Source organism: Patiriisocius hiemis (assembly GCF_031846325.1).
Taxonomy (GTDB): Bacteria; Bacteroidota; Bacteroidia; order Flavobacteriales; family Flavobacteriaceae; genus Patiriisocius_A; species Patiriisocius_A hiemis.
The window spans coordinates 36,330-48,890 of record NZ_JAVRHZ010000001.1; the positions used below are offsets into that span (position 1 = coordinate 36,330).

Consider the following 12,561-nt stretch of genomic DNA (forward strand, 5'->3'; position numbering starts at 1 on the left):
TGGTTAGGTTGTTAGAAAGGAGAAGTATCACTTCTCCTTTCATTATTTAATATATTATGCATGCATAGCTAATCAATTCAAAAAAATTTATTTCTCTACACCTTATATGTATCTTGGCACACTTCAATTATAATAATTATGTACAAGTCTAAAATTACAGGAGTAGGTCATTATGTCCCTGAAAATGTTGTTACTAATCATGATTTATCAAAGTTAATGGATACTAATGATGCCTGGATTCAAGAACGAACTGGTATTAAAGAGAGACGTCATATTAAAAAAGGAGACGGAAATAGCACTTCTGTAATGGGTGTAAAAGCTTCTAAGATAGCATTAGAAAGAGCAAATCTCACTCCTAATGATATAGATATGATAGTTTTTGCAACTTTAAGTCCAGACATGTATTTCCCAGGTGGAGGCGTTCAAGTTCAAGAAATGTTAGGGATGCGAACGGTACCTGCTCTAGATGTAAGAAATCAATGTAGCGGTTTTGTATATAGTATTTCGGTTGCAGACCAATTTGTGAAAACGGGTATGTATAAAAATATTTTAGTAATTGGTGCCGAAAACCATAGTGGAGGTTTAGATTTTACAACGAGGGGCAGAGGAGTTTCAGTAATTTTTGGAGATGGAGCAGGAGCGGTTGTTGTATCAAGGTCTGATGATGAAAGCGGAATTTTATCTACGCATTTGCATAGCGAAGGAAAGCATAAAGATGAGTTAGCTTTAGATGGGCCAAGTACGGGTTATTGGGTCCCAGAAATAATAGAAGATAATCCACAAGAGAATATACCATATTATCCTTATATGAATGGACAGTTTGTTTTTAAACATGCTGTAGTTCGTTTTGCTGAGGTAATTAATGAAGGTCTAGAAGCAAATAACTTTACAGCGAATGATATTAATATGCTTATCCCTCACCAAGCTAATTTGAGAATTTCTCAATTTATTCAGAAAAAAATGAGGCTAAGTGATGACCAAGTATTTAATAATATCCAAAAATATGGAAATACTACAGCGGCCTCTATCCCTATTGCGCTATCTGAAGCATGGGAAGCTGGTAAAATAAAAGATGGAGATTTAGTAGTATTAGCTGCCTTTGGAAGTGGTTTTACTTGGGGTAGTGTTATTATAAAATGGTAAAAACCTGCATGTAGAAACACACAGGTTTTTGAAACTAAAACTCCTCAATATCATTAGTATTTCTACCTCTGAATAGTTGCAATATCTTTAGTTTTTATAAAATACAAAATACCCATTAAGGGGTATTTATTAAAAAACCCTAGCATTCATGCTAGGGTTTATAGTTTCTCGAAGTAAATTTTTAAAGGCTAATTCAAATAATTTATAATACGAGTTTTTTTAATGTTCTATATAATAGACAGCGTTTTGTTTAAAATGTTTCATCAGTATTTGCTGTTTAACATAAAAATAACGTTTAGTGTGTTTTAGAAAATTCCGCCACTTCCATCTTTTTCTCTGTCATCTCTATTCTTTCTAGATTTTGCTCTATACTTTCCGCCACCAAATCTGTATGATAAACTTACATTCCAGGTGTTACTTTCCCAGTTAAAAGCTCCTACTTGTGGAAATGGTCTTTGTCCATCAAAAGCAAACTCCATAGTGTCAAAAATGTCATTATAATTTACACTAAATGTCCCTCTACCTTCCCATAGGTTTACTCTAGCTCCTACATTAACAAAATACATGGGCTTCATTAAAAATTGAATTCCTTGGTTTTTGCCTCTATAAAAGCCAAATGCCGAAAGTGATAGTGTTTTGTTTACTTTAAAGTTATTAAACATTCTAAGATTCCAAGCAACGTTGTCTACTTCAACCTCCTCGGTAATAATATCTGCGGTTGTTGCATCTTGTCCTGTTACACCATCTGCTAAACGTTCTGTAATTCCTGTTTGTGTTTGACTAAATAAATCAAAGCTTCCATTTATACTCCAAAACTTAAAAGGACGATAGTTTGTAGATAGCTCTACTCCATAGGCAAATGTATTATCAAAATTATCATACGTTAGGATAATTCTATTTAAGTCTGTTCTATCTACAAATACAGCTCTGTTAATTTCGTCTTCAATAATTCTATAAAACACACCTCCTGTAATACTACCTTTCTCTAAATTTCGAGTATAGTTTGCTTCAAAAGAGTTAGTAAATTGTGGAGTTAAGCTAGTACTTCCAAAAGATGTAATGAGCGGTGTTGCCCATTCTCTAATTGGATTTACTTGCCCCAGACCTGGTCTATCTACACGTCTACTATAACTCACTTGGTATTGATCTTTCTCATTAGGAGTATAGGTGTAAAATGCAGATGGATATACCTGTATGTAATCATTACTAAAACTCTTAAAAACCGTATTATTAATAATACTTACTTGTACAGCGGGGTCGTTATTAATATTACTTGTATCATTAGTAACAATTCCATCTCCATAAGTTTCTTCTGTATTTGCTATTACATCTACTGTTTCTGCTCTAAGGCCAACCTGTAAACTCATCTTTTCCCAACTTTTTGAAATAGTTCCATATACTGAATAAATATCTCTTTCATAATTAAATAAGGTCTCTGGTCCAGTAATAGGAGGCCCCATTAAATCAAACGGATTTACTAATTGTTGCGAGGTTTCACGATTGATATCACTATTGAATAACCGTGCTTCTAATCCAAATTCTAATTTTACAGTTTCAGAAAGTGGATTTACATAATCTAAATTTGCAGTAATTCTATCTCTTTCGGTGTTAATTATATCTCTATAGTCATCACTAAAAGCAGCTCCCATAAACATAAATTTAGCATCTTCATCATTTTCAAAAATGTTGTAATCCACTTCTAACTCAATATTATGCCCTTCTTTTGCAAAATCTAATTTGTAATCAAAATTATACTGAGAAGAATTATTCTCTCGTGTGTTGAAAAAATCCTGAAACTGATTTAGTGTTTCATCTTCGTTGTATGTAATATCTGTTGAACCACTTGATCCACCTTCATAAATATTTTGATTTGTGAAAAATGAAATAGTATTTTTTTCATTTAAGTAAAAGTCAACCCCAACTTTAAAGAGATTAGATTGGTTTTTATCAAGAAAATTAAAAGCCTGTTCTGAGTTTTCATCTGGTCTAAAAATGTTCCCTAAGTTTTCATTTTTTGAAGTATTATGCCCCCAATTCCCATAAAAGTTAAACTTTCCGTTTCTATAGTTTGTGTTTACTGAAGCATTGAACTTAGGTTGTTCTTCGTATGTGATACCCGTACTTACATCTCCATTAAAACCTATAGTTACGTTTTTATGTAATATAATATTTATAATACCACTCATGCCTTCTGGATTGTATTTAGCCGAAGGATTAGTGATTAGCTCTATCTGTTTAATTGAGTTAGATGGTATTTGTCTTAATAGCTGAGCGACAGGTACATTAGTTAATTTACCATCTACCATTACTCTTACATTTTGATTTCCTCGTAATGCAATAGCTCCCGTTTGTTGATCTACACTTACTGAAGGTAGATTTATCATAATATCGCTAGCTGTTGGTCCTGCGGTAGTTAAATCTTTACCTATAGTAATAACTTTTCTATCTACTTTTTGTTGAATAGTAGTAGTTTCTGCAATAACGGTTACTTCGTCAAGTGCTGCAATGTTTTCTTCTAGAAAAACGTTGCCTAAATCAACATTTCTAGCTCCACGAGAAATTTCTATTTGGGTATTGTAAGTTACATATCCTATAAATTGAATACTAACTTGACTTTTTCCCTCTGGAATATCTTTTATTTCAAATTTTCCATTGTCGTCTGTGACACCTCCGGTAATAATTTCTCCACTTAGTGTCTTTACCGCTACTGTAACATAGGGTATGGGCTCGTTAAGATTTTTATCTATAACTGTTCCGGTAATTTTACCAATGTTTTCGGTGTTTTCTGGATTTGCGAAAAGTGTTGTACTAAAAAGTAGTGCAACGAAAAGAATAAACTGTTTCATTTTGAGATTGATTAGATTTTATTGTTAACATAATACCTTGTATAACATAATTGCTGATTAGACAGTTTCCAAGGATTTATAAGAGTATGACGTTTCAATCTATTTTATGTTACAACAAATTGAGAAAAACTTTAAAAAAAATAAACCCGAAGTCTAGAACTCCGGGTTTATAACTTTACTGCTATTATTAACACTAACCATCAACGTAAAAATTTTCACAGTAAAGTGAGAAATATTTCTATCCAATAGACGTAACAAAATAGAAATTGTTACAGCCTATTGAAACTTTAACGAAACGTTAAGCTTTTCTATTCTTATTAATTTCGTCTTGAAGTTTTCTGCGTACTTGTTGCATTTCTTCTAACTTCTTTTGTCTATGTAGTTCAAATTCAGATTCTAATTCGGTTAATTTAGCCTTAGATTCTTTAGTTATACTATTGCTAGCATTAAACCTATATATAAAATAAGCAAGTGTTATAAGTAATAGCCCAATAATAGACCAAAGAATAGTATTGTAGGTTGATTTTTGAGTTAGAATTCCTAAAAACTCAATACCATCTTCTTTCTCTTGAGAATTAGTAAGAGCCACTTTAGTTTCGTTTAATGTAGTAGTAAGTGAGGAAATCTCATCGTTTTGAGATGATATTGTGTTTTTTAATGTCGAAATTTCACTTTTATAAACAGCAATAGAGTCTAAGGTGTTTTTTTGGAGTGCGTTAAGCTTAAACTTTTTCACAACCTCATAATCTTGGTAATTGTTAGAGGTTTTTTTTATGGCTTCAAATTGACCATTTAAAGAGTTATCCTTCGTTTCTGTTTCTTGGGAATAGGATAGCGATACACTACAAAAAAGGAGCAGCGCTAATAGAATTAATTTCTTCATAGATCTTTCAGTATTAGGTTTGTTTGAGTTTGTTACTGCAAGAGTATAAAAAATTGTGATAGAGGCACAATTTTATAGAAAAATTAAAAGTTTTTTAACAAGCTTCTTTTTGTTGGTTTTTGCAAAAACTTAATGCTCCAGAGGGGCATTTTTTAATTTGACGAATAATTTTTTGCGATTCTGCAGCATCAAGATTTATCCATGGGATAACGGTAGTTCTAAAAACTTCTGAAAGTCCTTCTGCACATTTTTCTGCGTGAATACATTTTTTGGGTTGATAGGTGACAGTTATTTCTCCATTGGTATAACTGTTTTCATACGTTTTCATAAGCTGGGATTTGGGGGGCAAAAGCCTATTACAAGTATTAAATATAGTTAAAAGTAGTAAAAATATCGATAAAATGCATCTTATATTAAAAATTTAACATAATATTTGTGTTTGAGCTAAACTATTAAATTGATATATAGCCAATTAATTAGAAGAATTTGGTAGATTTATGATGGTATAATATTAAATATATAATAAAAAAATGGGCGAGTTACTTCCAATATTAGCAATGATTTTTATTGCTGTAATAATATACTTTGGCTTTGTACATAAAACCAAAAGAGAAAAAGAGCATGAGAACCATTTAAGAAAAAGATTAAGTGATGAATTTATAATAGATCCTGAATCTGGCGCTAAATTGAGTTTAGAACAAGCTGAATCTGGACATTGGATAAACCATAATAATGAATATTTAGAAAAATATGATAATCATCCAACTGAAGAAGAAAAAGAAGTTGAAAAGACATTAAATTATTTAAGAAGAAGTAAAGAGTATCGTAAACAAAAGCTAACTAGCATAGAGATAGAACTCCTTGAAAAAACAAAAATACTAAGTAAGTATGACGATTGGAGTTATTCTTCACCTTTTGAGATTCAATATTGCAAAGGCTATATTTTTCATCCAGCTGTTTTAATTACTGGACAGACTTATTATGACAATGATTATCATGAATCCCAAATAATGTTTTGGACAAGGTTAGATTTTTATTCTGGACACTACTACCTGAGAGAAAAGTCTACTTCAGAAAAATTTTTCGATTTAATTAGGAATGATGATGATTTAAAAATTGATAATTTTGAAGTTTTTACTTTTGAAAAAACACAAAATTTAATTTTGATTAATAACATATTAAAATTTTTCAAGAGCCAAAAAGATTTAGAAATTGAGTTTTATAAGGAAAATCTATTTATTAAAAATCGTAAATTAATAAATATGGAGGATTTAACACGAATTGAGAGTATTGTAAAAAGTCTTTCAAATAAATTTATACAAAAACGAAAACCCGCCTAAACCTTAGAAGGAGTGACGGGTTTTCAACTAACCAACCAAAAAAACTATAAAATTATCTTACTTTTCTTTCTCTTATTCTTTCACCACGATTCCAAATTGTGTAATCTGTTTCGTAGCTATTAAGTATATACCAATCATCGTGCCATAATTTTCTATTTAACCTATTAACATAGCCATGAGTATCTCTAATTTTCCCACCACGATTGTATGTAATCTGCATATTACCAACTTGCACTAATAGACCTCTATTATATTGTAAGTGAACCGAGCCAATTCGTTTTACTTTTCCGTTTCTTTTGTATGCAATAGGTGTGTTACCAACTCTGTAAACTATCCCAAAACGATCTTTTAAAACACGAGCCCTATAATTTCTTCTGAAATTAAAATCATTTCCATAATAAATTACATTATGGTTTCTTCTACCTACTTGATATGGATTAGACGCTTGTAGAAACGTAAAGTTTAATTCTCCACGTGTACTAACTGTGTATAAAACACCATCTTCTACAAAACGAATTTCTTGCGAATTGTAATAGCGATGCTTATTCCCTGGATTTTTAACTACATTTTGGTGGTTTTGAGCAATTGTCTGTGTAGCACTTCCAACTAGGAAGATCGCTACTAATAAAAACACTTTTTTCATAATAAATGTATTTAAGGGTTATGCAAAACAATGAGCGGTTTTGCGTTACGCTATTTGGTAGTAGTAAACCAAAGCATGTGCCAAAAATGTAACTAATTGATTGTTATTTGTTTATAGAGGTAATTTCTCTTTAAGATAAGAGGCTGTATAAGAAACTTTATTTTTACTCACCTCTTCTGGCGTTCCTTCTGTAATTACTTGTCCGCCTTCACTTCCTCCTTTAAGCCCAAGGTCAACAATGTAGTCTGCACACTTTACTAAATCAATGTTGTGCTCAACAACAATAATAGTATGTCCCTTGTCTAAGAGTGCATAGAATGAGGCAAGTAATTTTTTAATATCATGAAAATGAAGCCCAGTAGTAGGTTCGTCAAAAATAAATAAGGCTTTGTCTTTTGTATTTCCTTTTACCAAAAAGGAAGCTAGTTTAATACGTTGAGCTTCTCCACCAGATAGTGTTGAGGAACTTTGTCCCAATTGTACATAGCCTAGACCAACATCTTGTAAAGGTTTTAACTTAGCTACAATCTTGCTTTGATTCCCTTCTTTAAAAAAATCAATAGCATTATCAACCGTAAGGCGAAGAATATCATCAATGTTTTTATTATTGAAGGTAACCTCAAGAACTTCTTTCTTAAAGCGCTTACCATCACAGGTTTCACATTCTAAGTTTACGTCTGCCATAAACTGCATTTCAATAGTTACTTCTCCTTCTCCCTTACAGGTTTCGCATCGCCCACCATCTACATTAAAACTAAAGTGTTTTGCTTTATACCCTCTTATGTCACTTAGTTTTTGTTTAGCAAATAAGGCTCTAATATCATCATATGCTTTAATGTATGTAACAGGATTAGATCTACTAGAACGCCCAATAGGATTTTGATCTATAAATTCAATATTTTTTATACTACTGAAATTTCCCTCTAAACCTGTAAACTGACCTGGTTTTTCACCATACCCTCCAATTTCACGATGTAGTGCTGGATATAGTATTTTTTTTACAAGTGTGCTTTTCCCACTTCCTGATACTCCAGTAACAGCAGTAAATGCTCCTAAAGGAAACGAAACATCAATATTTTTGAGATTGTTGTGTCTAGCACCTTTAACTGTAATATGATTTTTACTAATTCTTCTTTTTACAGGGACTTCAATTTCTTTTGTTCCGTTTAGGTAATCTGCCGTTAGGGAGTTAGATTTTAAAATTTCAGAATAGACTCCTTGCGCTACCACTTCACCACCAAAGGTTCCTGCTTCAGGACCTATATCAATAATTTCATCAGCAGCTTTCATAATATCTTCATCATGTTCAACTACAATAACTGTATTTCCAAGATCACGTAGAGATTGTAAAACACCTATAAGTCTTTCGGTGTCTTTAGGGTGTAATCCAATACTAGGCTCGTCTAGTATATACATAGAACCAACTAAGCTACTTCCCAACGAAGTGGCTAAATTAATTCGTTGGGATTCTCCCCCTGAAAGCGTGTTACTCTTTCTATTAAGGGTGAGATAGCTTAAACCTACATCCATTAAAAAACGGAGTCTGTTGTTTATTTCTACTAGCAATCTTTTTGCAATAGTAGTATCGTATTTATTGAGTTCTAAATTTTTAAAAAAGTTAGAAACTTCTTGTAACGGAAGCTCAACTAGTTCTTGTATGCTTTTGCCTTGAATTTTTACATAGCCAGCTTCTGGGCGTAGTCTTTTTCCTTTGCAGGTGCTACATCTGGTTTTACCTCGATATCGAGATAACATAACACGATTTTGGATTTTATAACTTTTAGATTCTAAAAAGGAAAAGAAACTGTTTATACCTTCAAAGTAACTATTACCCTCCCAAACTAGGTTTTTTTGTTCATCAGAAAGTTCAAACCAAGGTTTGTGTATTGGGAAGTCAAATTTATAAGCATTGTTTACTAATTGGTCTCTATACCACCCCATACTTTCTCCACGCCATGGGAAAATAGCATTTTCATAAATAGATAGTGCTGTGTTTGGGATTACTAAATCTTCATCTATACCTATTACATCTCCATACCCTTCACAAGTTGGGCAAGCACCATAGGGATTATTAAAACTGAATAAATGCACATTAGGTTCAAGAAAAGTAATACCATCTGCTTCAAAGCGGTTGTTGAATTCCTTGATTTTAGAATCAGAAAGGCTTTCTATATACAATTCTCCTTTACCCTCAAAAAAAGCAATTTGAATTGCATCTGCCAATCTATTGTAAAAATCTTCGTCATTTTTAGTAATAACTCTATCTACAACAAGAAGAGTATCTTTTGAAAGATTTTTTAAATCTAACGAATCTATTCTTTCAACTTTATTACCAACTTTAACTCTGGCATATCCTTGTTGTGCTAATGCTTTTATTTTGTTTTCTAGTGTGCGTCCTTCTTCAAGATAAATAGGTGTTAGCAGTAATAACTTTTCATTTTCTGAAAAAGACTTAATAAAATTAAGTACATCTGTTACTGTGTCTTTTTTAACGATACTTCCAGAAGTAGGAGAGTAGGTTTTGCCAATACGGGTATATAAGAGTTTTAAATAATCGTAAATCTCTGTTGAAGTTCCCACCGTAGAGCGAGGATTGGTGGAATTTACTTTTTGCTCAATTGCAATAGCAGGGGCAATTCCTTTAATAGCATCTACTTTTGGTTTATTTAATCTTCCTAGAAATTGCCTTGCGTAGGATGAGAGGCTTTCTACATATCTTCTTTGCCCTTCAGCATAAAGTGTGTCAAACGCTAAACTAGATTTCCCGCTACCTGAAAGCCCTGTAATAACAACCAATTTGTTTCTTGGAATTGCAACCGAAACATCTTTTAGGTTATGCAATTTTGCACCCAAAATGTGTATATTTTTCTTTGTATTAAGGGTTTTGGTTTTCAATTTTTAGGGTAGCTATGCTATTAAATTTTGCAAAGATACTAACTCAAAATTGGCTTTGCACATATTGTGTAATTATATTTTTTTATAGAAAAAATTAACTTTTTTTTGCATTTGTAAAAGGAATGTTGTTATATTTACCCCTAACAACGAACACATTTTAAAATATTGCCTATAGCATACTACTACTTTTAAACACATAATTAAAACAACTTACCAGCCTTAGAATTAGTTGTTTATTTTTAAAAAGTAATAGTATGAAAAAAAGCACAACAAATGCAGATGCACCTCTAGTGCGTGCTTATATGGATGGCAATGAATCCGCCCTGTGTGAGTTAATTACACGACATAAGCAAAGAATTTACTCGTTTATTTATTCAAAAGTTTTTGATAGAGATCTCGCCGAAGATATCTTTCAAGATACTTTCATTAAAGTTATACGTACTCTTAAAAGAGGTGCATATAACGAAGAAGGAAAGTTTTTACCTTGGGTAATGCGCATTGCGCACAATCTTGTTATTGATTATTTCAGAAAAAATAACAGAATGCCCAAATTTGAAAACAAAGATGACTTTAATATCTTTTCTGTACTTTCTGATAATTCCTTAAATATTGAAAAAAGAATGATTAAGGGACAGGTAGAAAGTGATGTAAGAAGATTAATAGAAGAATTACCAGACGACCAGAAAGAAGTTCTTAAAATGCGCATGTATAAAGACATGAGCTTTAAAGAAATTAGTGAGCAAACGGGTGTGAGTATTAATACGGCGCTAGGTAGAATGCGTTATGCATTAATCAATTTACGTAAGGTAATTGAGAAGCACAATATAGTTTTAACAAATTAATACAATAAACTATACTATAGGACGTTATTAGGTAACATTAACCTCAAAATTTCGTTCTATGCCAAAATTATACTCTGAAACTCCACGTGCGGAACGCGTGGATGAAAACTTAGTTCCAAAAGAAGAAACAATAAAGTTTCTTCTGGATTATTCAAAGGCTTTAAGTGTTATAGATTATAATAAATTGAAGTTTGAAGCACTTCTAAACTAAACTTTGAGAAACCCTGAAAGACACCAATTTCAGGGTTTTTTTATTCTTCTTTTTTAGTTCTTTTTAGTACTAAGAAATTTTGCGGATTAATACCCAACCCACTCACTTTTTTATTTACAAAACGTACTGCTTTGTCATAAAATAAGGGCACTACAGGAGCATCACTCATTACAATACTATCCATTTTTGTGTATAGTATTTTGCGATTTTCAATGTTAGAAATATTTTGTGCAGCTATATATAAGCTATCAAAAACTTCATTTTTGTAATGCGTGTAGTTAGGTCCATTTGGTGTAAAATTTTGACTATAAAAAAGTGATAAGTAATTCTCAGCGTCTGGATAGTCTGCAATCCAACTTGCTCTAAAAATATCAAGTTCACCACTAGATTTCATTTGTCGTAATGTTGATGGAGGCATCACATCAATACTAATAGAAATACCTAGTTTTTCAAGCTCACGTTGGATGTATTCACATAAATCTAGATATTGACTATTAGTGCCAATTACCAAACTTGGGTTTAGATTTCCAGTTTCTCGCTTGTATTGAGCAATTAATTTTTTTGCCTTTTCTGGGTTATAATTATAACCTTCAATATCATTAAAACCTGCCAAGCCCTTCGGAATCATACCATTAACGGCAGGAATCCCCATGCCGTTTCGTAAATAAGTAACCATAGCTTTTCTGTCAAAGCCATAGTTTATGGCTTGCCTTAGTAACTTTGATTGAATTTCTGGTGTGTCAGAGCTCATAAAAACACCTAGATACTCTGTATTTAAATAGGGAGCGGTAATCAATTTTACGTTTTCTTGATACTTAGGCTGTAGTTGGCCAGTAGTTGTAATAATTTCATCTTTATAAGAATTATCAAGACCACTTATAAAATCAAGATTACCCTGTGCAAATTGTAAAAACTCACTTTGTTTATCTGGTAAAAAGGTTACAGAAACTGCCTCAAGATAGGGGAGTTGGGCTCCATTGCTATCTTTTTCAAAATATAATGGATTCTTCCTTAGAACTAATTTTACATTTTCTTCCCATAGTTTAAACTGAAAAGGGCCCGTACCAACAGGGTTTCTTCTAAACTCATTTCCGTAAAACGATACAGCTTCTTCTGGTACTACAGAGAAGTAACGCATTCCTAGCATACTAAGAAAAGGTGGAAATGGTTTTTTAAGTAGTATTTTAAATATTGAGTCATTTTCTGCTTTAAACATTTCTACATTTTGCAATGTCCAGCTACCTGGTGAAGCAACTTTAGGGTCTGTAAGTCTTCCAAAACTATACTCAAAATCGTATGCGGTAGCATTACGCGTGGCATCTTTCCCAAATACTTCATTTTCGTGAAAATAAACGTCATCACGAAGTGTAAAGTAAAAAGTACAAGTACTATCTATATATCTCCAAGACTTTGCAATATCTGGTTTAATGTTTAATGAGTCGTCTAACTGTACCAAACCATTAAATAATTGATTTGTTGGCCAAATAATTTGTGGATTTCTAGCAAAGGCAGGGTCTAGCGTTGATATATTACTATGCTCATTATATCTAAATACTAGGTGGTCATTATTCCTATCTTTTGTATCACTACAAGAAAAAAAGATTAGAATTAAAAAAAGTAAAAAGAGGTATTTATTGTATAATTTCATAAGTTTTATGAATACACGAATATAGCTTATATAAAATTTATCATAAAGCTAGATTTATGAAAATTCACCATTTTATAAAGTAGTTGCAATTCAATAAATATTTGTAGTTT

General features: G+C 32.0%; 10 protein-coding genes. 4 read left to right on the forward strand and 6 right to left on the reverse strand.

From position 1 onward, the window contains the following. Window positions 1–138 precede the first annotated feature (138 nt). Entirely contained in the window at window positions 139–1,143 is a 1,005-nt protein-coding gene (locus RM538_RS00135; RefSeq protein ID WP_311331359.1) for a 3-oxoacyl-ACP synthase III family protein, read from the forward strand. Between the two features lie 305 nt (window positions 1,144–1,448). Here the strand turns inward: RM538_RS00135 and RM538_RS00140 are convergent, their stop codons facing one another. The 3 genes from RM538_RS00140 to RM538_RS00150 form a co-directional block, all read right to left on the reverse strand. Continuing rightward, on the reverse strand, window positions 1,449–3,989 hold the full coding sequence (locus tag RM538_RS00140; protein ID WP_311331360.1) for a TonB-dependent receptor: 2,541 nt from the start codon (window positions 3,987–3,989) through the stop codon (window positions 1,449–1,451). 298 nt (window positions 3,990–4,287) lie between these two features. Then, entirely contained in the window at window positions 4,288–4,872 is a 585-nt protein-coding gene (locus RM538_RS00145; protein WP_311331361.1) for a tRNA (guanine-N1)-methyltransferase, read from the reverse strand. Between the two features lie 94 nt (window positions 4,873–4,966). Beyond that, entirely contained in the window at window positions 4,967–5,200 is a 234-nt protein-coding gene (locus RM538_RS00150; RefSeq protein WP_311331362.1) for a (4Fe-4S)-binding protein, read from the reverse strand. Between the two features lie 202 nt (window positions 5,201–5,402). Between RM538_RS00150 and RM538_RS00155 the strand changes: the two genes are divergently transcribed. Beyond that, window positions 5,403–6,212, forward strand: coding sequence for a hypothetical protein (locus tag RM538_RS00155; RefSeq protein WP_311331363.1), 810 nt, complete (start codon window positions 5,403–5,405; stop codon window positions 6,210–6,212). Between the two features lie 52 nt (window positions 6,213–6,264). Here RM538_RS00155 and RM538_RS00160 read toward each other — a convergent pair whose 3' ends face one another. Then, window positions 6,265–6,855: a hypothetical protein gene (locus tag RM538_RS00160; RefSeq protein ID WP_311331364.1), complete on the reverse strand. Its 591-nt coding sequence runs from the start codon at window positions 6,853–6,855 to the stop codon at window positions 6,265–6,267. 111 nt (window positions 6,856–6,966) lie between these two features. After that, a complete protein-coding gene (gene uvrA / locus RM538_RS00165) occupies window positions 6,967–9,750 on the reverse strand; it encodes an excinuclease ABC subunit UvrA (protein ID WP_311331365.1) in 2,784 nt (927 codons plus the stop codon). A 254-nt stretch (window positions 9,751–10,004) separates the two neighbouring features. Here uvrA and RM538_RS00170 point away from each other — a divergent pair, with 254 nt between their 5' ends. Both RM538_RS00170 and RM538_RS00175 read left to right on the forward strand, forming a co-directional pair. Continuing rightward, window positions 10,005–10,592 (forward strand): RNA polymerase sigma factor, encoded by a 588-nt coding sequence (locus tag RM538_RS00170; RefSeq protein ID WP_311331366.1) that lies wholly within the window; start codon window positions 10,005–10,007, stop codon window positions 10,590–10,592. 58 nt (window positions 10,593–10,650) lie between these two features. After that, on the forward strand, window positions 10,651–10,803 hold the full coding sequence (locus RM538_RS00175) for a hypothetical protein (RefSeq protein WP_311331367.1): 153 nt from the start codon (window positions 10,651–10,653) through the stop codon (window positions 10,801–10,803). 40 nt (window positions 10,804–10,843) lie between these two features. On the opposite strand, the gene RM538_RS00180 is transcribed toward RM538_RS00175, so the two are convergent. Further along, window positions 10,844–12,451 carry an ABC transporter substrate-binding protein gene (locus RM538_RS00180; RefSeq protein ID WP_311331368.1) on the reverse strand — a complete coding sequence of 536 codons (1,608 nt, stop codon included), beginning with the start codon at window positions 12,449–12,451 and terminating at the stop codon, window positions 10,844–10,846. Between the last annotated feature and the right edge of the window lie 110 nt (window positions 12,452–12,561).

Bases quoted from the DNA above. Each gene is read 5' to 3' on its own strand.
- RM538_RS00145 (WP_311331361.1), bottom strand. From the start codon at position 4,872: ATGAAGAAATTAATTCTATTAGCGCTGCTCCTTTTTTGTAGTGTATCG.
- RM538_RS00160 (WP_311331364.1), bottom strand. From the start codon at position 6,855: ATGAAAAAAGTGTTTTTATTAGTAGCGATCTTCCTAGTTGGAAGTGCT.
- RM538_RS00150 (WP_311331362.1), bottom strand. From the start codon at position 5,200: ATGAAAACGTATGAAAACAGTTATACCAATGGAGAAATAACTGTCACC.
- RM538_RS00170 (WP_311331366.1), top strand. From the start codon at position 10,005: ATGAAAAAAAGCACAACAAATGCAGATGCACCTCTAGTGCGTGCTTAT.
- RM538_RS00135 (WP_311331359.1), top strand. From the start codon at position 139: ATGTACAAGTCTAAAATTACAGGAGTAGGTCATTATGTCCCTGAAAAT.
- RM538_RS00155 (WP_311331363.1), top strand. From the start codon at position 5,403: ATGGGCGAGTTACTTCCAATATTAGCAATGATTTTTATTGCTGTAATA.
- RM538_RS00175 (WP_311331367.1), top strand. From the start codon at position 10,651: ATGCCAAAATTATACTCTGAAACTCCACGTGCGGAACGCGTGGATGAA.
- RM538_RS00180 (WP_311331368.1), bottom strand. From the start codon at position 12,451: ATGAAATTATACAATAAATACCTCTTTTTACTTTTTTTAATTCTAATC.
- RM538_RS00140 (WP_311331360.1), bottom strand. From the start codon at position 3,989: ATGAAACAGTTTATTCTTTTCGTTGCACTACTTTTTAGTACAACACTT.